19 protein-coding genes are annotated in these 20,974 nt (G+C 61.3%); 11 read left to right on the top strand and 8 right to left on the bottom strand.

Features of this window, described 5'->3' with window-relative positions; translation table 11 throughout:
* Positions 1-31 precede the first annotated feature (31 nt).
* Positions 32-898, top strand: coding sequence for a hypothetical protein (locus tag AB1E33_RS16345; protein ID WP_372578341.1), 867 nt, complete (start codon positions 32-34; stop codon positions 896-898).
* Positions 899-1,331: 433 nt separating this feature from the next.
* Here AB1E33_RS16345 and AB1E33_RS16340 read toward each other — a convergent pair whose 3' ends face one another.
* The 3 genes from AB1E33_RS16340 to AB1E33_RS16330 form a co-directional block, all read right to left on the bottom strand.
* A complete protein-coding gene (locus AB1E33_RS16340; RefSeq protein WP_372578340.1) occupies positions 1,332-1,904 on the bottom strand; it encodes a hypothetical protein in 573 nt (190 codons plus the stop codon).
* A gap of 110 nt (positions 1,905-2,014) precedes the next feature.
* Entirely contained in the window at positions 2,015-2,881 is an 867-nt protein-coding gene (locus tag AB1E33_RS16335; RefSeq protein WP_372578339.1) for an NAD(P)-dependent oxidoreductase, read from the bottom strand.
* 286 nt (positions 2,882-3,167) lie between these two features.
* Complete coding sequence (locus AB1E33_RS16330; protein WP_372578338.1) at positions 3,168-5,519, bottom strand: mechanosensitive ion channel family protein; 2,352 nt, start codon at positions 5,517-5,519, stop codon at positions 3,168-3,170.
* Between the two features lie 220 nt (positions 5,520-5,739).
* On the opposite strand from AB1E33_RS16330, the gene AB1E33_RS16325 reads away from it, so the two are divergent.
* The 9 genes from AB1E33_RS16325 (at position 5,740) to rpe (ending at position 14,307) form a co-directional block, all read left to right on the top strand.
* Entirely contained in the window at positions 5,740-7,020 is a 1,281-nt protein-coding gene (locus AB1E33_RS16325; RefSeq protein ID WP_372578337.1) for a nucleotide sugar dehydrogenase, read from the top strand.
* 7 nt (positions 7,021-7,027) lie between these two features.
* A complete protein-coding gene (locus AB1E33_RS16320) occupies positions 7,028-8,242 on the top strand; it encodes a glycosyltransferase family protein (protein WP_372578336.1) in 1,215 nt (404 codons plus the stop codon).
* The gene (locus AB1E33_RS16315) at positions 8,239-9,483 is read left to right on the top strand and encodes a glycosyltransferase (protein WP_372578335.1); all 1,245 of its coding nucleotides are present in this window, start codon (positions 8,239-8,241) and stop codon (positions 9,481-9,483) included. Before AB1E33_RS16320 ends, AB1E33_RS16315 begins: the two co-directional genes overlap by 4 nt.
* Before the next feature lie 3 nt (positions 9,484-9,486).
* A complete protein-coding gene (locus tag AB1E33_RS16310) occupies positions 9,487-10,557 on the top strand; it encodes a glycosyltransferase family 4 protein (RefSeq protein WP_372578334.1) in 1,071 nt (356 codons plus the stop codon).
* A 3-nt stretch (positions 10,558-10,560) separates the two neighbouring features.
* Complete coding sequence (locus AB1E33_RS16305; protein WP_372578333.1) at positions 10,561-11,145, top strand: histidine phosphatase family protein; 585 nt, start codon at positions 10,561-10,563, stop codon at positions 11,143-11,145.
* A complete protein-coding gene (locus tag AB1E33_RS16300; RefSeq protein WP_372578332.1) occupies positions 11,142-12,284 on the top strand; it encodes a glycosyltransferase family protein in 1,143 nt (380 codons plus the stop codon). The genes AB1E33_RS16305 and AB1E33_RS16300 overlap by 4 nt, the downstream gene beginning before the upstream one ends.
* Positions 12,281-13,033: a polysaccharide deacetylase family protein gene (locus tag AB1E33_RS16295; RefSeq protein ID WP_372578331.1), complete on the top strand. Its 753-nt coding sequence runs from the start codon at positions 12,281-12,283 to the stop codon at positions 13,031-13,033. The genes AB1E33_RS16300 and AB1E33_RS16295 overlap by 4 nt, the downstream gene beginning before the upstream one ends.
* A gap of 13 nt (positions 13,034-13,046) precedes the next feature.
* Positions 13,047-13,523 (top strand): class I SAM-dependent methyltransferase, encoded by a 477-nt coding sequence (locus AB1E33_RS16290; protein WP_372578330.1) that lies wholly within the window; start codon positions 13,047-13,049, stop codon positions 13,521-13,523.
* A gap of 94 nt (positions 13,524-13,617) precedes the next feature.
* Positions 13,618-14,307 carry a ribulose-phosphate 3-epimerase gene (gene rpe / locus AB1E33_RS16285; protein ID WP_372578329.1) on the top strand — a complete coding sequence of 230 codons (690 nt, stop codon included), beginning with the start codon at positions 13,618-13,620 and terminating at the stop codon, positions 14,305-14,307.
* Here the strand turns inward: rpe and AB1E33_RS16280 are convergent.
* From AB1E33_RS16280 to AB1E33_RS16260, 5 genes are read right to left on the bottom strand one after another with little or no spacing between them, the layout of a single operon-like run.
* Positions 14,298-15,527: a Tm-1-like ATP-binding domain-containing protein gene (locus AB1E33_RS16280; RefSeq protein ID WP_372578328.1), complete on the bottom strand. Its 1,230-nt coding sequence runs from the start codon at positions 15,525-15,527 to the stop codon at positions 14,298-14,300. The genes rpe and AB1E33_RS16280 overlap by 10 nt on opposite strands.
* 8 nt (positions 15,528-15,535) lie before the next feature.
* Complete coding sequence (locus AB1E33_RS16275) at positions 15,536-16,978, bottom strand: aldehyde dehydrogenase (protein WP_372578437.1); 1,443 nt, start codon at positions 16,976-16,978, stop codon at positions 15,536-15,538.
* The gene (locus AB1E33_RS16270) at positions 16,885-18,504 is read right to left on the bottom strand and encodes a tripartite tricarboxylate transporter permease (RefSeq protein ID WP_372578327.1); all 1,620 of its coding nucleotides are present in this window, start codon (positions 18,502-18,504) and stop codon (positions 16,885-16,887) included. Before AB1E33_RS16270 ends, AB1E33_RS16275 begins: the two co-directional genes overlap by 94 nt.
* The gene (locus tag AB1E33_RS16265) at positions 18,504-19,034 is read right to left on the bottom strand and encodes a tripartite tricarboxylate transporter TctB family protein (protein WP_372578326.1); all 531 of its coding nucleotides are present in this window, start codon (positions 19,032-19,034) and stop codon (positions 18,504-18,506) included. The genes AB1E33_RS16270 and AB1E33_RS16265 overlap by 1 nt, the downstream gene beginning before the upstream one ends.
* 53 nt (positions 19,035-19,087) lie before the next feature.
* Entirely contained in the window at positions 19,088-20,026 is a 939-nt protein-coding gene (locus AB1E33_RS16260; protein ID WP_372578325.1) for a tripartite tricarboxylate transporter substrate binding protein, read from the bottom strand.
* Between the two features lie 167 nt (positions 20,027-20,193).
* Here AB1E33_RS16260 and AB1E33_RS16255 point away from each other — a divergent pair, with 167 nt between their 5' ends.
* The gene (locus tag AB1E33_RS16255) at positions 20,194-20,973 is read left to right on the top strand and encodes an IclR family transcriptional regulator (RefSeq protein WP_372578324.1); all 780 of its coding nucleotides are present in this window, start codon (positions 20,194-20,196) and stop codon (positions 20,971-20,973) included.
* The last annotated feature ends 1 nt before the right edge of the window (position 20,974 follow it).

Raw genomic sequence — 20,974 nt, 5'->3', positions numbered from 1 at the left:
GCATGCCAGCGCGGCAGACCAAAGGACCCCGATGCAGTATCCCACGCTTGACCGTTTTCTGGAAAAGGGCGCCGCCCTGTCGGGAACCGCCCCGCTTGCGATGATCTTCGTCGAAGATGATGTCGAGGTCGCAACAACGCTGCGGCATCACCTGCAATGCGGGTTCGGGACGGTTCTGGCGCTGATGCCCGACGCGTTTTCACTGCCTGAGGATGTCGAGACACGGGTGCGCCGCATCAGCTTCGATTGCGGCCCCGAAGGCGTGGTCAGCGCCGCCGTCAACCGGATGATCGAAGCGGCACCGGGGCGGTGGATGTATTACTGCTATAACGCGGAATACCTGTTCTATCCGTTCTGCGAGACCCGCAGCGTCGGTGAAATGCTGACCTTTCACCTCGAAGAGCGCCGCGATGCCATGCTGACCTATGTGATCGACCTCTATGCCGACGATCTGGAGCGCTGTCCCAACGGCGTATCGCTGGATCGGGCGCATCTGGACAAATCCGGCTATTACGCGCTTGCCCGAACCGACCCGGCCACCGGGCATCCGATGGAGCGCCAGCTTGATTTCTTCGGCGGCGTGCGCTGGCGGTTCGAAGAGCATATCCCGAAGGACAGCCGCAAGATCGACCGGATCGCCCTGTTCAGAACCGCGCCCGGTCTGGAACTGCGGGCAAACCACACTTTCGCCGATCAGGAATACAACACTTATGCCTGTCCCTGGCATCACAACCTGACGGCCGCGATCTGCTCGTTTCGCACCGCCAAGGCGCTGAAACGCAATCCCGGATCAAAATTCGATATCCACAGTTTCCGCTGGCACAATTCGACACCTTTCGAATGGCACTCGCGGCAATTGCTGGATCTGGGGCTGATGGAACCGGGGCAATGGTTTTGAAGGTTCGGGGCCTGTTTCCGCCGGGCTTCAAGGTCTGGTTAGAGCCCCTCTGAGACATTCCGAGCTACCTGTTTCGGCGAAGGCTAATCCATCCTGCTGACACCAGAACTAGTCCGATGAGCAAGAGGCAACCACCTACCACGGCGGAGAGTTTTGCGTCTTCACACTGGTTTCCGGGACATCTCATGGCAGCGTCGCCGATGGCTGCAAGGGTGACAAAGCCCATAGCAAGTGTCAGCATTGAGCCGACCAAAATGAGGGATACACAAATCGCTAGTCGCACTTAGGGTTCCACTGTGGTTGGCGGTGGCCTCAGGGTAGCTCCAACAAACGTCCGCTTGGAGCCCATTCTTTCAGATTGAATGGGAAAAATTTGAAGCATCCAACCTGACGACTGGAATGCCGAGCCAGCTCAAACTAACAGTGTTTTCCATCACGGCAACTTCGTATCAAAAATTGCGAATTTGAAGATTCCCCTGTTTGGCGTTATCCAAAAGGAACTCAGTGCACCATTAAGGCTTACAACGGTTTTTCCAGACCTAAAGAAATACACTGCCGAACTCGACGGTGTGCCCAGCTTTTCCCCCCACACATTCGTCTCCCAGATATCAGTCGCTTCATTTAGTGCTACTAATTGATTGAATATCTCTGGGCTGTCTTTCAGGATTAGACAGTTGCTGGAATCTCCACAACTTCGTAAATCTTTGAGGAAATCCGAGATTGGCTTTGGCGCAACATCCAGAGCGAGGACATTCCTTGCTGGCAAGGGGAGGTACGAGGTCTCAATGTTCCTCACTCCGAAATAGACGACCCCATCAGAACTTCTTGCCTCTAATTCAAAGTGGGGATTGCACTCTATTCTATTCGATGCGTAATTTCCAATCTCCCAGAGCACTGCGCATGATGGCTTTCTCTGGTCCGAAAACTCTGGAAAATCGACATCTGCCGGAGCGCTCATCGGCGCCATTGATGCTACGAGGAAAGTAACTGCTATGAGTATTAACACTGAGCGCTTCCGTTCCATTGTTGGACTGGCCTGAGGCTTAGGCTACAGATGGTCAAGGTCCGCTTCGAGCCCAAAGCGACCAACCTAAAGTTCTCAGTCTTTTGCGTCGATCAGTTTTCGTTTGCGAGTACATCTATGACGGCAGTGAGCGCTTTGTCTTCAAGACCTGCATCCATACCTTTCTGAGCCATTTCAACGAATAGTCGCGGTAATTCGTCCCGAGCATTAAGTACCTCGTAACTGGCGAGAACATCCTCCAGGGCCGCAGCATAGGTCCGCATCGTTGCAGGTGGATCGTCGTAAGTTGCATTCGGCGCTGTTGCGGCAAAATAGTCATAGTAAGGCTTCATCATTCCCATCGAAATGGGAACAAGGTCTGAAAATGTCTTGAGCGGGATTCCGGCCTGCTTTGCGGCCAGCGCACCATAGATCATACCCCACATAAAGCCTTGGCGAACTGTAAAAAGACCTGCAAAAAGCGCCGCCAGCATGCCAGCTTCGTCGCCAACGTGAACCGAGCTGCCGCCCATAGCTTTTATGATCGAACCGTGTGCCGCCCACTGTTCAGCTGTCCCAACGACCGAAAGCACAGTTTCATCATCTCCAATCATATGCGGATAGGCATTAATGATGCCCACCATCCATTGGCCACCAGCGTTTTCAATCAGTTGTGCCAAATCCTCCGCATCCTTCGCACCTCCGGTCGAGAGTTCAATTATGGTTTTTTCGGGCAGAACCTTCGAAGCAGCGGTCAGAAGTTCCTTCGTTTGCGGATGTGATTTAACACACGTGATTGTGACGGGGCTGGCGGAAATAGCTTCAGAAACCGTGGCAGCGGAAGTTGCCCCAGCCGAGACCAATGGCGTCGCCTTTTCGGATGTCCTGTTCCAAACTGTTATTGACCGGCCCGCCTTCAACTGCGCACGCGCGAGTGCCGAGCCCATGGCGCCTAAGCCGATAATTGAAATATCCGTCATGCTCATCTCCTAAAAAAATTACACCGAAGGCTTCGATTTTCCCGCCTCCGCAACTGGTCCTAATCGGATCATCCTAATCCCAGCTCGCATGGATATGCTAAACCTTTCTACGGCAAACCCCATCGGCGGACAGCGCGCTTAAAACAAACTGCCTCAGCCAGGATAAACTCACTCGAAAACCAAACCTTCGTCCCGGGTGAAACTCACTGCTTTTCAGTTCAACAAGGGTTGATCTGACTTTTGGCACTGCAATGGGCGAACGGCAGGTTTGTCCGCATACCGGACCTTAAGGACCCTCCCCGCCCGGGCCGATATCGTCCAGATAGTCCTCGTCGATGGCGGCTTGTACCGCGCCGGTGACGGCCTCTTTCTGGTGCGGCGTCAGGTCGTCCTCCTTTTTGCCATCGGCCAGCCGCACCGTCACCTCGCGATGGGCAAAGCGGATGCCTTCGCGTTCGAACAGCGCGCGGATCTCCTCAAAAACCTTCTTGCGCACCAACCATTGATCGCCCGGTTTGGTCATGAACTTGACCCGGATGATCATCGCCGAATCCTGCATCTCGATCACGCCCTGCGATTTCAGCGGCTGGATGAAGTTTTCGCCGATCACCGGATCCTTCAGCAGTTCCTTGCCGAGATTCTTGATCATCTTGCGCACCCGTTCCACATCGGTGTCATAGGTCACCCGCAGCGGCAGTTTCATGATCACCCAGTCGCGGGAATAGTTAGTCAGCACCTTGATCTCGCCAAAGGGGATGGTGTTGAGCGCGCCTAGATGATGGCGCAGTTGGAACGAGCGGACCGAGATCTTTTCGACCACGCCTTTCACATCGCCGATATCGATATACTCGCCCTTGCGGAAGGCGTCATCGACCAGAAAGAACGCGCCTGAGAAGATGTCGCGCACGAGCGTCTGCGCGCCAAAGCCAACGGCCAGACCGACCACACCGGCACCGGCAAAAAGCGGGCTGACGTTGACGCCCAATTCCAGCAGCGCGATGAGCGAGATGGTGACGACGACCACAGCCAGGATCGCGCCGCGAAAGAGCGGCAGAAGCGTGGCGAGCCGCGACGCGCTGCTGCCACCGCCTTCGTCGCCCAGTTCACCCTCTTCGGCGTCCACGCTTTCCTCGGCGATCTTGCTGTCGATCCAGATGCGGAAGAAATGATACACGATATAGCCGATGAACAGGATCACCATCACATCCAGCGCCCGCTCGATCGGCAGGTCTTCGGTCCAACTGGCATCGGGATACCAGATCACGATCAGCGCATAGGCCCCCACCACGAATGCAAGGGCACCCGCCACACGGCGTGCCAGATCCTCATAAGTGGCGATCGGGTGGGGTTTGGGGGCGGGAACCTCTTCTTCCCAATCCTCCTCGGCATCGGCATTGGCCAGTTCCTCGTTGATCTGCTGGACCTGCCGCGAGCGGGCGAAATAGCGCTCAAGCACGTAATTCATCGCGCCATAGGCCACGACCACCGACATGAAGACGGCATAGGTTCCGGCGATCAGCGGGATGGGTGAGGGTTTTTCAAGAACCAGATCAAGCGCCAGATCGAACCAGCCGAAGACGATGTAGAGCAGAATGACAGGCGCCCAGGCGAACGAGATCAGACGCAGCAGGAACGACACCTGCTCGGGCGCCCGCCCGCCCCGGATCGCGTGCGAGATCGCGCGCGCATTGAACAGAACCATCAGCGCGTTGGCCAGTGCGCCGACGATGGTCAGCGCCCCGTAGACCATCGCATAGACATTATAGTTCAGCCCGAAATCGGCCACCCAAGTCGAAAACAGCACCACCGAAATGTCATAGGTGGCCACAAAGCTCGCCCAGATATAGAGCCGTTTGGCATCGCGGTCCGAAAACGGCGGCAGGCGATACTGAGATAGGTAGGGCGACAGAATCATGCGCCACAGGTCCGAGACCGTGCGCGCCAGGAAATAGGCGGTGAAAATTGCAGTCACCGAAAACTGGATCGAGATATCGTCGGTCGGCCCGAAGATCAGAAATCCCATGATCGCAGCAAAGAGCATCGCAAAGACGGTGCCACCGATCCCCATGAGGAAGCGATAGACCAGAAACGGCATCTTGTCCTGATAGCCCTGCGGGTTCTCCTTGATCCGCGCCACCACATAGCGTTTGGCGATCCGCTTGCCGTAAATCTCAACCGACAGCCAGCGCCCGACCAGCAGCAGAAGCACATTCCAGAACAGCACCTCGGCATAGGTCATAATGCGCCCGTCGGGGCTTGTTTGCCTGAGGATGTACTGCACCTCAAAGATCGAATAGGGCAGCGCCTCGAGCCGCGACTCAAGCGATTTTCGGAACTCCGAGAACCGCTCCTGCGCCTTCATCAGCTGCGAGCCTTCGGCCATCGGATCAGCGGTTTCGGCGTCCGCATCAGTATTGCCCGACGCGGTGACCAGATTACCGCTGCTGTCGATTACGATCACGCTTGCCCCGGCCTCAGAGGCCTCGCGAATGGCAGTGGCCAGATCGCCCTGGGCGGTCTCATCGGCGCTGTCCGACGAGGACACGCCGGGCAGATAGGACAACTGGGCCAGTGACGGGCCGGTCAGGGCCAGTGACAGCAACACAGTCACAACAAGGCAGTAAAGAATGCGGATCATGGCGCCCCGGCTTCCGGAAATGTTTGGTGACAGGACGTTACAGGACTGTGCGGCAGTCTTCAAATGACATGGCAGCACCGTTGCGAGAGCGTGTATTGAGGCCACAGCGTGGAACGCATATGTGGATTTCGAGTTTCCAAAGCCCGGGCTTTTCACTAACAGGTCGCAGTGGCGATCGCTGGCGCCGGAAACAACACAGTAAACCGTCGGAGAACACGCAGTGGCAGGCCAGACCCCGGGTGAAAAGATTGCCGTATTGGGCCTTGGCTATGTCGGGCTGCCGCTGGCACTTGGGCTGGCGCGCGCGGGCTTCGACACGCTGGGCTTCGACACAGACCCGGCGCATGTCGCCGCGCTGTGCGAAGGCCACGACAGGGCCGGCGAAGTGTCAGAGCAATCATTGCACACCACGACGACCCGATTCTCTGACGATCCCGCCGATCTGGCGGATCGCAGCACCTACATCCTTGGCATACCCACCCCGATCACCGTCGCCAAGGCACCGGACCTGGGACCCCTGCGCGCCGCCTGCCAGATGATCGCACCCTATCTTGCGCCCGGCGATTTGGTGATCCTGGAATCCACCGTCTATCCCGGCGTGACCGAAGAGGTCTGCGGCCCGCTGCTGGCAGACAAGAGCGGGCTGCGCCTTTATGACGAGATCCGCCTGGGATACTCACCCGAACGGGTGAACCCCGGTGATGCCGAACATGCGCTGGAAAGCCTGGTCAAGGTCATCTCAGCCCAGGATGCTGCCACTCTGGACCGGGTCGAGGCGATCTATGCACCAGTGATCAAGGCGGGCGTTCACCGGGCCAGCTCGATCAAGACCGCCGAGGCCGCCAAGGTGATCGAGAACACCCAGCGCGACATCAACATCGCCCTGGTCAACGAATTTTCGCTCATCTTCTCGCGGCTAGGCCTCGACACGCACGAGGTGCTCGAAGTTGCGGGCACCAAGTGGAACTTCCTGCCCTTCAAGCCGGGTCTTGTCGGTGGGCATTGCATCGGCGTCGATCCCTACTACCTGACCTATCGCGCCGAACAGGCGGGATACCACCCCGAGGTGATTCTGGCCGGGCGCCGGATCAACGACAATATGGGCCGCCATGTGGTGCAGGAGTTGGTCAAGCTGATGATCGCGCGCAAGATCAACCCCAGCACGGCGCGGGTTCTGGTCATGGGCTTTACCTTCAAGGAAAACTGCACCGACATCCGCAACACCCGCGTGGCAGACATCCTGACCGAGTTGCAGGACTATTCCGTGACCGTCGACCTGCATGACCCCTGGGCCGATGCCGATGCGATCCACCAGGAATATGGGTTCGATGTCACCGCACAGCCGGAAATCGGCACCTATGATGCAATCTTGCTTGCCGTCGCCCATCGACAATTCGTCGACATGGGGGTGAAACAAATCCGCGCACTCGGCCGGCCGGGGGCGGTTTTGTTTGACATCAAAGGCGTTTTTGGCAAAACCGAAGCTGATCTGAGGCTTTAGGCAAGGCATGAACTGGGGCAGCAAAACCGAAGAACCCGGCCGCGCGCCGCGTATCATGCTCTACAGCCATGATACGTTTGGCTTGGGCCATCTACGCCGGTCCCGTGCTCTGGCCGCGGCGATCACGGCAGCGCATCCCGATGCCTCGGCGCTGATCCTGACCGGCTCGCCCATTGCCGGGCGCTTTACCTTTCCGCGCCGTGTCGATCATGTCCGCTTGCCCGGCGTCACCAAACGCAGCGACGGCTCTTACACGTCACGCACCATCGGCATGGGCATCGAAGAAGTCACCGAGCTGCGTTCGGGTCTGATCCAGACCACTGCCGAGCAATATGACCCCGATATCCTGATCGTCGACAAGGAACCGACAGGGTTTCGCGGCGAGTTGCTTCCAACCCTCGAAAAGCTGCAACGGTGGGGCCGCACTAAGCTGGTGCTGGGCCTGCGCGATGTGCTGGACGCGCCTGATGTGCTGGCCGCCGAATGGGACCGCAAGGATGCGGTCTCTGCCACCGAACGGTTCTATCACGAGATCTGGATCTATGGCCTGCGCTCGATCTACGACCCGACAGCCGGGCTCCCGCTATCCGAGGCGGCGCAGGCGCGGATGCACTGGACCGGATATCTGCGGCGCGAGTTGGGCACCACCGACGAGCCGCCCGAACAGCCCTATGTTCTGATCACGCCGGGCGGTGGCGGTGATGGCCGCGCGCTGGTCAACCTCGTACTCAGCGCCTATGAACAGGATCCCGACCTGAACCCGCGCGCGGTGCTAGTCTATGGCCCCTTTCTGTCGGGCGATCTGCGCGCCGAATTCGAAGCCCGTGTCGCCGCACTGAACGGGCGAGTGACCGCGGTGGGGTTTGAATCCCAAATCGAGACACTGTTTGCCGGTGCCGCCGGTGTGGTCTGCATGGGCGGCTACAACACGTTCTGCGAGGTTCTGTCCTTTGACAGCCGCGCCGTGATCGTGCCGCGCACCGTGCCCCGGATGGAACAATGGCTGCGCGCCTCGCGCGCCGAGCAGATGGGGCTGATCCGCATGCTGGACGAACAGCGCGACGGGCTTTCCCCCGAGGCGATGATCCGCGCTATCCGCGACCTGCCGAAACAACCGCTGCCCTCGCAGGCAATCCGCGACGGGCTGCTGGACGGGCTGGATTACGTCACCCACCGGGTGGCTGTGCTACTTGGCGAAGTGGGCGAGCAGGCCGCCGAATGATCGCGCAAGCGCCAAAGCTGGCGGTGCTGGTCAAAGGATGGCCGCGCCTGTCGGAGACCTTCATCGCACAGGAACTCGTCGCGCTTGAAGAGGCAGGTCACAGTTTCGAAATCTGGTCACTGCGCCACCCGACGGATGTAAAACGGCATCCGCTGCATGATCGGCTACGCGCACCAGTGCGCTACCTGCCGGAATACCTCTATCAGGAGCCCGACCGTGTCTGGACTGCCCGCGCCATCGCACGGGCTTTGCCCGGCTATACCGAGGCACGCCGCGTCTGGCGCGCCGACCTGCGCCGCGACCCGACCCATAACCGCATCCGTCGCTTCGGACAGGCCTGCGTGCTGGCCGCCGAACTGCCCGACACAGTGACCGGGCTCTATGCCCATTTCCTGCACACGCCCTCCTCTGTCGCCCGTTACGCCGCGATCATGCGAGGCCTGCCTTGGAGCTTTTCCGCCCATGCCAAGGACATCTGGACTTCGCCGGAATGGGAGCTGCGCGAAAAGCTCAGCCATGCCAGCCATGGTGCTGCCTTCGGGGCAACCTGCACCGCCTTCGGAGCACGGCATCTGCGGTCGCTGTCGGACGATCCGGCGCGGGTCGATCTGGTCTATCACGGGCTGGACCTGAGCCGGTTCCCGCTGCCAGACAAACGCCCGCCCCGCGCGGTGGGCGCGCCGTTCCACATGCTCTCGGTCGGGCGGTTGGTCGAGAAAAAGGGGTTTGACCGGCTGCTGGACGCCTTTGCACTTTTGCCCGGTGATCTGGATTGGCACTGGACCCATATCGGCGGTGGCGAACTGGCCGAAGCTCTGGCCGAACAGGCGCAACAGCTTGGCCTGTCGGACCGGATCACCTGGCGCGGCGCCTGCGATCAGCCCGAGGTAATCGCTGCCATGCGGCGGGCCGATCTGTTCGTACTGCCCAGCCGCGTCGCCGCCAACGGCGACCGTGACGGGTTGCCCAACGTGCTGATGGAGGCCGCCTCGCAGCGCCTGCCAATCCTGTCCACACCAGTTTCGGCGATCCCGGAATTCATCACCTCAGGTACCCATGGTCTGCTCGCGGCGGACACCCCGCAGGCGCAGGCCGGGGCCATCATCCGACTGTCATCAGAGCCGGAACAAGCGCTGCAGATGGCCGAGGCCGCGCTGGACCGGCTGCGCAACGCCTTTGGCATGGCACCAGGCATCTCGCGCCTGTCGGCGCGGCTGTCCGATCTGTGCGGAGTGGCCTGACCGATGCCCCGCGCCGCATTCTATGCGCCCATGAAATCTCCAAACAGCCCGGTTCCCTCGGGCGATCGCGAAATGGCCCGCAACCTGATGCGGGTGCTGGAGCGCGCCGGTTTTACGCCCGATCTGGTCTCGGAACTTCGCGTCTACGACAAAATTGGCGATACCACCCAACAGACCCTTCTGCGCGCCGAAGCTCGCGATGAGGCCGCGCGCCTGGTCCGCGATCTGCCCAATGAAACCGCCATCTGGGTCACCTATCACAGCTACTACAAGTCCCCCGACCTGCTTGGCCCAGTGGTGAGCCGCGGACGCGGCATACCATATGTGCAGATCGAAAGTACCCGCGCCAACAGCCGACTGTCCGGCCCGTGGGCCGGTTTCGCGCAGGCAGCGCATCGCGCCAGCGACGCCGCCGATGCCATATTCTACCTCACCGCCAATGACCTGATCACGCTGGAACGCGAACGTTTCGGTAACCAAAAGCTGGTGCATCTGCCGCCTTTCCTACCGGATGACACCCTGCCGCCCGCCGCCGCGCTGGATGGCCCGATGCTGACCGCCGCGATGATGCGCGCGGGTGACAAGCTGGCCTCTTATACGATCATCGCCGAAACGCTGGCCCTTCTGGAGGGTGACTGGCAGCTCCACATCGCAGGTGACGGCCCCGCCCGGCCCCAGGTCGAGGCGCTGATGGCGCCCTTTGGCGACAAGGTACGGTTTCTGGGCCAGCTCGACCCCGAAACCATGCGGGGCACCTATCAGCGCGCCGCGCTGTTTTTCTGGCCCGGTGTGAACGAGGCGTTCGGCATGGTCTATCTCGAAGCGCAGGCCGCTGGCCTGCCAGTGGTGGCGCAGAACCGGCCCGGCACACGTGATATCCTGCTGCCCGCGGAATACCCGGACCCCGGCGACGGCCCGCAGGCGCTGGCGCTACGGATCAACCAGTTGCGCGATACGCCCGCGATGCGGCGCGATCTGGGCGCGCAGGCTCGCGCCATGATCGCGCGAACTAATCTGTTGCCCTCGGCGGCGGCGAGCTTGCGCGAAACGCTCGATCATTTGGTGAAAGGCTGATCCATGCCGAAACTCGCCCTTCTTCGCCATGGTCATACCGCCTGGAACCGCGCCGGTCGCATTCAGGGGCGCAGTGACATCCCACTGGACAAAGAGGCGCGCGAAACGCTGATGAAATACCGCCTGCCCGAGGCGTGGCAGGCTGCCGCGCTCTGCTCCAGCCCACTTGCCCGCGCAGTCGAGACTGCCCGGATTGTCTCGGGTCGCGATCCGGAACCAGTGATCGCACTGACCGAAATGGACTGGGGCGACTGGGAGGGGCAGCGCGGTGTCGATCTGCTGGCCAAGTCAGATAGCGGCTTCCGACACATTGAAGAGTGGGGCTGGGACTACCACGCGCCGGGCGGCGAAAGCCCTGCCCGTCTGCGTGACCGGTTGCAATCGTGGCTCGTCGGGCTCGACTGCGACACGTTGGCGGTCTGCCATATCGGCGTGATGCGGGTGCTGCTGGCGCAGGCCTGGGGCTGGGATTTCCACGGTCCCGCCCCGTTCCAGATCAAGCGCAACCGGCTCTATATTTTGTCCCTGCCCGATCTGACGCCCGAGCCAGACCCGGTGCGCCTTACCCCCAAAGAAGGCCACCAATGAAGCTGATGATCGTCGTCACGCATCTGCTGGGCACTGGCCACCTGAGCCGTGCGCTCACGCTGGGCCAGGCTTTTCGCGCGGCGGGGCATCAGGTTTTCATGATCTCTGGCGGCATGCCCGCGCCGCAGTTGAGCCATGACGGCCTCGACATCCTGAACCTGCCGCCCTTGCGCTCGGACGGGGTGGATTTCACCCGACTTCTGGAAAAGAGCGGGCAAACGGCCACGCCAGACTACCTAACCACCCGCAAGACCGCATTGTGCGCCGCTCTGCTCCAGTTCGCGCCCGACGTTATCATAACCGAGTTGTTCCCCTTCGGTCGCCGCATACTCAGCGCCGAATTCACCGCTTTTCTTGATACCGCCGCCACGCTGCCGAAGCGCCCGATGATCCTCGCCTCGATCCGCGACATCCTTGCGCCACCGTCGAAACCCGCCAAGGCTGAGAAGGCCGAGCAGATCATTGCGCAGCATTATAGCGGCGTTCTGGTCCATTCCGACCCGGACCTGACACCGCTCGAGGTTAGTTGGCCGGTCACCCCTGCCCTGCAGGCCAAGCTATACTATACCGGCTATGTCGCTCCATCCCCGGCGGGCCCGCATCCCGAGGGCGCGGGTAGCGGCGAGGTGCTGGTCAGTGCCGGTGGCGGTTCGGTCGGGACACCGATCTATCGTGCGGCACTTGGCGCTGCGGCGCTGACACCGGATTTGCGCTGGCGGCTGCTCGTGGGCGGCAAGGATGCGACTTACCGGATCGCCGCGCTCAAGGCCGATCATGATGCGCCAAATGCGATCTTGGAAAAGGCCCGCCCGGATTTCCGGCAAATGCTCTATCACGCCAAGGCATCGGTCAGCATGTGCGGCTACAACACCGCGCTGGATCTACTGCAAGCGGGCACGCCTGCGGTGCTGATCCCCTTCGATGACGGCAACGAGGTCGAACAGGGCCTGCGGGCAGACAGCCTCGCACGCGAGCCATCCATGCGGGTGCTGCGCAGCGCCGACCTGACCCCCGAAGCTCTGGCCGCCTCAGTCCGGCAGGTTGCGCGTCAGACCCCTAGCGTAGACAAGACCGGGCAGTTCGATGGAGCGGTAAGCAGCGTCGAGATCGTCGAAACGCTACTGGAGGCGCAATCGTGACCCCGGATTGGAGCCCGCTCGACACCGAACTCGCCCAATGGGACAGCGCTGGCTTGACCCTGCCGCTCTGGTGGCGGGATGATGATGCCACCGCACCCACAGCCGCGCTCGACCGGTTGCATACCTTGTCCGTTGAATCCGGCCTGCCGGTGCATCTGGCGGTGGTCCCGAAATTGGCGGTGCCCGCGCTTGCGGACTATACGCGGGGCCGCGAGATGCTGATCCCCGTGGTACACGGCTGGGCGCATCGCAACCATCAGCGGCCAGAAAGCAAGAAGTCCGAGTTCGGCGCAGACCGCGCAGCCGAGGTGGCGCTGGGTGATGCAGAACGCGGGCTGGCCCGAATGCGCGATCTGTTCGGAGATGATCTGAGCCCAATGTTCGTGCCGCCCTGGAACCGCAGCTCCGACGCGGTGATCGCGGGCCTGCCGCAACTGGGCTACCGCGCGCTATCGGCCTTCAAGCCGCGCAAGGCGCGAGAGGCTGCTCCCGGTCTGGTCCAGATCAACACCCATCTCGACCCGATCGACTGGCGCGACACACGCGGGCTGGTCGAGCCTAATGCACTGATCGCTCAGGCCATCACGCAGTTGCAAGACCGTCGCGAGGGGCGAGCGGACAATGACGAACCTTATGGCCTGCTGACGCATCACCTTGTCCATGACGACGCAATCTGGCAGTTCACGCAGGACATCGTGACACGGCTGATCCGGGGACCTGGCGTGCCGTGGCCCGCGCCAAGACAATGAAGGACGCCGAGATATGAGCCGACTGGATTCGATGCTGCGCAGGCTGAGCGCCCAGCGCGACGGGCTGAACTGGGCAGCGACGCAGATCGCAGGCCAAACCGGTGAGGTGCTCGACATGGGGCTGGGCAATGGCCGCACCTATGACCACCTGCGCGAAATCCTTCCCGATCGCCGTATCCGGGTGATGGACCGGGTGCTGGCCTGCCACCCCTCCTGCACCCCGCCCGAAGAGGACTTTTTGCAGGGCGAGGCCGAACCAATGCTCAACCGCCTTGCCGAAGACAGCGTGCAGATCATCTTGGCCCATTACGATTTCGGGCGCGGGTTCAAGCAAGACGACGTGGCCGAAGCCGCCCGGCTCAGTCCCCTGATCGCGCAGGTTCTGGCCCCCGGCGCGCTGCTGGTCTCGGGCCAACCGCTGGTGGGGTTCGAACCGATCAGCGGCCCCGACACGATCGCCAAGGACCGCTATCTGTTCTACCGCGCCTGAGCGTCACAAATTCCCGTCCCGCCCCTATCGCCACGGGCAACCAGTCTATATATGCCTGCCAAATCCCAGATGCCCCAAATCCCGAGGTGCCGCCATGAGCTTTGACCGCAACATCAAGATCGCCCCGTCGATCCTCGCCGCCGATTTCGCCAATTTCGGCGCCGAATGCGAGGCGATCGAGGCACAGGGCGCGGATTGGGTGCATGTGGATGTGATGGACGGGCATTTCGTGCCCAACATCAGTTTCGGCCCGACCACCTGCGCCGCCATCCGCAAGCATATCAAGGGCGTGATGGACGTGCATCTGATGATCGCACCGGTCGATCCCTATATCGACGCTTTCGCGCAGGCTGGCGCGGATGTGATCACCGCGCATGTCGAGGCCGGACCGCATATCCACCGCACGCTGCAGGCAATCCGCGCGACAGGAGCCAAGGCCGGTGTTGCGCTCAACCCCGGCACCCCCGGCGAGGCGGTGGCGCATTTGCTAGACCTGACCGATCTGATCTGCGTGATGACCGTGAACCCGGGCTTCGGCGGTCAGAAATTCATCGACATGAGCGCCAAGATTCGAAAGCTGCGGTCCATGATCGGCGATCGGCCTGTGCATATCGAGATTGATGGCGGCGTCGACGTCAAAACCGCGCCCATCGTGGCACAGGCCGGTGCGGATGTGCTTGTCGCAGGCTCCGCCGTCTTCCGGGGTGGCTCGGTCGGCGATCCAACGGCTTATGGCGAAAACATCCGCAACATCCGCGCCGCTGCTGAAGGGGTCTATGCCTGAGCGGTAATCACACCACGCGTCACCCAGTCGTCGAATATCTCCAAAACGCGTGCGCTGAAGGCGTCGTCATTGATATGCGCGTCCAGCGGGTGCAGGTCGACAGTGTCGGGCAGTGCCGTCTCTATCTCGGCGCAGAAGGAGGCTAGCCCTTCGCTATCATGCAGTTCACCTCCGGGCCGGTCCCATTCATTGCAGCCGCCGCGCGGCAGCAGAAACGCCACTGGCGCGCGCGCCTGACCCAGCTTGTCCGCATATGTCCGCGCCACTTGCCGCCGTTCCCCGGCGGTCAGCACGGCTGAGGTGAGCAGGCGGTTATGAGCATGAACGGGGCGATCCCGAAAGTGTTCCGGCAAGGGCTGCCAGCCCACAATATCGACCAGATCGTAGCAGCCCGGCGCCACCAGTTGCGGAATACTGGCGCGGCCCGCATTGGTCATCCGGTCCTCGCCCGCCGACAGCCCGCCGAAGAGATGGTTTGAAACTTCTTGCGGGGCGAAATCCATCACGGCGGCAAACGCGCCCTCGGCGGCAAGGCTTTCGAAGGCCCGCCCGCCCATGCCGGTGGCATGAAACACGGCGACCTCGAAGCCGCGTTCTTCCAGCGAAGGTTTCAGCGTCACCATGTAACGCAGCACGGTTTTCCCAAAGCTGGTCATTCCGATCAGGGGCCGGTCGCGTTTTGGCGGCTCCACTGCCCGCGCCGCGCCCAGAACAGCGCCTGCCGCCTGACTGAGGGACGCCTTGCATATCGAGTTCAGCCCATAGAGCCCGCCCGCCCAAAGGATCATCTGCACATCCGCAGGCAGCCGTTCCGGCGGCATCACAGGCGAGAAGGACACGGTCGAGACAATGTATTTCGGCACGCCTACCGGCAGGGCCGCGCAAAGATCCAGCGCCAGATCGGTGCCCATCGTCCCGCCCAGCACGATCACCCCGTCGATCTGCCCGTTGCGATAGAGCTCCAGCGCCTTGGCAGCGGAACCCTGGGCCATGATCTGCATCGCGGTGTTTTCATCGCCTGAGTCTATAGCCGCCTGGATCGAGCTGCCGCCCGCCTCTGCCACGTCGTGTTTGGAGACATCTGTGGGCTTTGAGGGATCGCCCAAAACGCTCACATCCATCGACAGCACATTGCCACCCTGCGCGCTGATCACCTCGGCGATATAGTGCAGCTCCTCATCCTTGGTGTCATAGGTTCCCGCGACCAGTATCGTTTTCATGTCATCCCTCACAACTGCATCCATGCGGTCTTGAGATCTACGAATTTGTCGAGCGCGTGCAGGGACTTGTCATGACCGTTGCCCGACTGACCGACACCTCCCAGAGGCACGGTATTGTCCGCCCCGCCATAGGTGTTCACATGCACGACACCTGCGTGGATGCCCGCGACCATGCGGTGCGCGCGGCTGAGGTCCGAGGTCCAGACACCCGAGGCCAGCCCAAAATCGGTGGCGTTGGCAAGGCGCAGCGCCTCGTCCTCGGTCTCGAACCGGGTGACTGACAGAACCGGGCCAAAAACCTCGCGCTGGAACAGCACCGCGTCCGGCTGCACATGGGTCACGATGGTGGGCGCCATGTAAGTGCCGCCCGTGTCACCCAATATGCGTTGCCCCCCGGTGATGATCTGACCGCCCTCGGCCTGCGCCATATCCAAGAATGACAGGTTGCGGGTCAGTTGTGCCTCGGAATTGACCGCACCGATCTGGCTGTTCAGGTCCAGCGGGTCACCCACGCGCAGCGCCTCGGCTTCGGCCTTTACCATCGCGACGAATTCATCGTGAACAGAGGCCTCGACCAGCAGGCGCGACCCCGCCACGCAGACCTGTCCGGAATTGCGGAAGATGCCTTGCGCCGAGACCTTCGCCGCCTTGGCCAGATCGGGCGCGTCCGCAAAGACGATGTTGGGGGATTTGCCGCCCAGTTCCAGATAGACCCGTTTCAGGTTCGATTGCGCCGATGCCTCCATCAGCCGCCGCCCGGTCTCACCAGAGCCGGTGAAACTCAGCACATCGACGCCCATTGACCGCGATAGCGCCGCGCCGGTTTCGGCCCCGTTGCCGGTCACGACGTTCAGCACCCCGTCGGGCAGGCCGCAATCTGCGCAAATCTCGGCCAGTCGCAACAGCGATAGCGAGGCGGTCTCAGCAGGTTTCAACACCACCGAATTGCCCATCGCCAGCGCGGGCGCCAGCTTCCATGCGCCAATCATCAACGGAAAATTCCATGGCACGATGGCTGCCACGACCCCGACCGGAACCCGGTGGACCAACCCCAAAACATCCGGCGCGGTGGGCGCGACTTCGCCCGCCACCTTGTCCAGCGCCTCGGCATAGTACCGGAACGTGCCCGCAGCCGAGCCGGGTTCCGCCTTGAACGCCATGTTGAATTCGGTGCCATTGTCGCGCACGCCGAGCACGGTCAATTCCAGCGCCTCAGCCTCGATCCGATCGGCGATCCGGTGCAGTACCTTCTTGCGGGCGGCAGGCGCCATGCCCGACCAGCGCCCATCCGCGAACGCCGCGCGGGCGGAGGTCACCGCGCGCTCGACATCCGATGCCGATGCACCGGAGAGCGTTGTCAGAACAGATCCGTCAATCGGCGAAGTAACTTCGAGTGGCGCGCCCGTACCTTCTTGCCATGATCCTTCAAGAAAGAGTTTCTGCGGCGCCACATCAGCCCGCCGAAGCGTGTCGATGCTGTTTTGGTCTGCCATTCGGCCTCCTTCAGTTCCTTGCGGTCCTTCAGCACACGCAGCATATGGACCAGCAGAACGATGATGATGAGTAGAAACAGGATGAACGCGACGGGGCGGTCGATGAAATCCAGCGGTTCCTTGACCCGTGCCATGCCGGCGCGCAGCTTGACCTCCATGATTCCGCCCAGAACCATGCCGAGGATGATCGGTACCGCAGGCAGGGACAGTCGCTTTAGCACATAGCCGACCACGCCAAAGATCGCGGCGAGGATGCAGTCGATCACCGAATTGCGCAGGGAATAGACCCCCACGAAGCTGAGCGTCAGGATGCAGACGCCCAGGAAACGGTTCGGGATGCGCACGACCTGGATCAGCGATTTGGTCGCCACCAGCAGGAAGGCCAGCACCAGCACATTCAGGATCAAAAGCGCCAAATACAGCGCCACCACGAAATCCATCTGGTTCTGGAACAGCCCCGGCCCCGGCACCACGTTATGCACGTAAAAGACGCTCAGCATCATCGCGGTCAGCGCCTCGCCCGGAATGCCCAGCGCCAGCAATGGCACCATGGCAGCAGCGGGCACGGCGTTGTTGGCGGTTTCTGCCGCGATCAGCCCCTCCGACGAACCATTGCCGAAATCCTGTGGGCGTTTCGAGGTTTTCTGCGCATAGGTGTAGGACATGAACTGCGCGGTGAACTCACCCACGCCGGGGATCATGCCCATGAGCACGCCGAAACTGGCCGAGACACTGGCGACGCGCGGATGCCGCGCCAGTTCGCGCAGGCCTTGAAACATACCGCCCCTGAGCTTGGTGAGGTGGATTTTCTCGTCATCCGAAGTGAGCAGAACAAAGGCTTGAGACAGCGCGAAGAGGCCCAGCACCACCACGATCAGGTTGATGCCGCCCGACAGGAATGTCTGGTCAAAGGTATAACGCGAGGTGTATTTGACCGGCTCAAGCCCGATGGTCTGGAGAAAGATGCCGAAACAGGCCAACGCACCGGCGATCAGCGACTGGCCGCGATGGGCGACCACGACCAGCAGGATGCCCAGAAGTGCAGCAAGGAAAATCTCGCGCGAGCCGAACATGGGCGCGATTTTCGCCAGCACCGGCGCGAACAGGATCAGGCAGAGCACCGAGAAAATGCCGCCGAAGAAGGACGCTGAATAGGCCAGCGACAGGGCGCGGCGCGGTTCTCCGCGCGCGGTCATCGGATAGCCGTCATAGGTGGTCAGCGCGTTGACCGCCGTGCCCGGCGTGTTAATCAGGATGGCAGGAATCGAGCCGCCATACATTGAGCTGCCATAAATTCCCAACAGCACGGTCAGCCCGACGATCGGGTCCATGGAAAAGGTGGCAGGTAGCAGGATTGCGATGGCCACGGCTGGCCCGACGCCGGGAATGGCCCCGATCAACACGCCGCCCACCGACCCTGCCAACAGGGCCAGCGCCACGTCCCAGCGCATCAGGATCTCAATTGCGGATAGGATAAGGTCCATCAGAGATACAGGATAAAGAAGCTGCGCAATGCGCCGGGAAGGTATTCATAGATCGCACCGCCGGGGATTTTGACGCCCAGAAGCGACTTGAACAGGATCACAACGGCAAAGGCAAAAGCGACGCTGATCCACATCATCTGCTTGTCGCGATAGCCCATGCGCCAGGCCAGCGCGGGCACAAAGGCCAGCGTGACCGGCAGATAGCCCAAGATCGGCACCAGCAGCACATAACCCATGAACCAGGCTGTGAATTCCAGCACGGTCAGCCACTTGCGCGCTTCCCACCAGTCATAACGGGTGTTGCGCCACCACGGCAGACGATAGAGGTGCAGGCCCGCAAGACCGACCATTCCCAAGAGACCGACGGCAGGCCAGAACCGGGGTTGCGCGAAAAACTTCGACTTTTCCACCCATTGGGTCTGCGTTGTGATCTGACTGATCAGCAAGACCGACAGGCCGACAAATCCCAGGGCAAAGATCAACTGACCGCGCCGGGGGCCGACGAAACGGCGTTCACGTTCGGATGTCATGAGAGAATGCGCCCCTGCTTGAGGGGCGGGCCAAAGCGACCCGCCCGATAGGGTTACTGGAGGATCTCGCCGATCCGGCCCATAGTATCGATATCATTGGAAATGCGCGTGGTGCTTTCATCGGCACCTTGCCAATAGACCAGAGCACCGGTTTCCGCGGCAACCTTCTGGGCACGCTCGCTGGTGACCGTTTCCTTGGCCACTTCGATGATCTTATCGCGCACGTCCTGCGGCGTGTCCTTGGTCACGAAAAGCCCATTCCAGAGCGCGATATTCAGCCCCTCGTCCAGCTCTCCGATCGCGGGCGCGTCGGGCACCAACGGGATACGTTCGTCTGTGATCGCGGTCAGGACCTTGACGCTATCCAGACAGGGCAGGATCAGTTGCAGCGTCGTGTTAATCACATCGGCGTCGCCAGAGGCCAGCGTGTTGCAATCCAGTGCGTCAAAGGCCGCGTCCGAGCCCCATTCGAAACCTGCATTCTTGGCAAAAGCCTTGGTGACCTGCGTCGGCGTCAGAACATCTCCGAAATGGCCCAGCGCCACATCGTTCTCCTTGGCGTAGGCGGCCAGTTCCTCCATCGAGGAATAGGGCGCGTCGCCGCTGGTGGCAATCACGAACGGATATGTCAGGAAAATGCCCAGCGGATCGAATTTCTCGGGCGTGAGCGGCGCGATGTCGATCTGGTGACCCATCACCGGCACGCCGATCACGAAGGACCCAATGGTGTAGCCGTCGGCGGGTGCGGTCGCAACCTCGATGGCACCGGGGAACGGACCACCGCCGCCGCCAGGCTTGTTCACCACCGCAGCGGCGACGCCATATTTTTCCTGAAAATCCTCGGCGATCATGCGAGTCAGCACGTCCTCCAGATCACCCGGAGGCCACGGAACGATGAAATTGACCGGCTTTTCCGGGTACTCGGCCAGCGCCGCCCCTGCTGTCAGGGCGAGGGTCGCCACCGCGCCTGCGATCTTGGTCTTGAAAGTCATAGTTACCTCCGGGTCCTGTTGAGACATTGTCGGTTCATTATTCGAACCATTGGTTTGAAATTAGATTGACAGGCCACCCCCTCCTCTGTCAACACTTTCTACAACGGCGCGGGTTGAACACCCTTGCCAAAGAATGGAACCGGATCGTCAAAGGGTAAATCCCGGAAATGGGCACAGTCTCTAAGGCACTGTCACTGCTGAGTTTATTTGATCATGTTCGATTGGAAATCGGCCTGAGTGACATCACGCGCCTGTCCGGGATGAACAAAGCGACCGTCTTTCGGCTGATGAGCGAATTGCAGGCTCAGGGATTCGTCGAACAGATCGGCAATGACCGCGCCTACCGTCTGGGACCCGAAGTTCTGCGCCTCGCCGCCCTGCGCGAGGCAACCGTGCCGTTGCTGTCAGTGTCGCAGGATATCTTGCGGCAACTTTGCGAAAGCACGGGCGAGACCGCGCATATGTCGATCGTGCAGGGCCACCAGCTAAACACGCTCACCCATGCATACAGCCCACAGCACGGCACCCGCGTCACCATGGAGGACGCAGAGGTCCTGTCCTTTCACGGCACCGGATCCGGGCTGGCGTTCTTGAGCTTTGCCGAGGATAGTTTTGTGGAGGGGATCCTCGCAGAGCCGCTTGCGGTGCACACGCCCCAAACGCAGACTGACCCAAAAAAACTGAGGGCCGCACTGGCGCAGGCGCGCGTCTTGGGCATTGCTGAATCCATTGGCGGGTTTGAGGCAGATGTGCATTCCCACGCCGCCCCGATTTTTGGCCCCGACCAGCGACCCATCGGTGCGCTCGCCGTGGCCGCGCCGATGTCGCGCATGACCACCCAGTTGAAAACCAGAATACGTCGCGAACTGAAAGCCGCCGCGCTTGATCTGACCCAACGGATCGGAGGGTTCTGCCCGCCCGAGTACCCACAGCATCAAGCCGCTTGAA

Origin of the sequence: Ruegeria hyattellae (genome assembly GCF_041537925.1) — a bacterium.
GTDB lineage: Bacteria > Pseudomonadota > Alphaproteobacteria > Rhodobacterales > Rhodobacteraceae > Ruegeria_C.
Note: the sequence above shows the minus strand (reverse complement) of the source record. Positions and strands in the feature narration are given on the sequence as shown.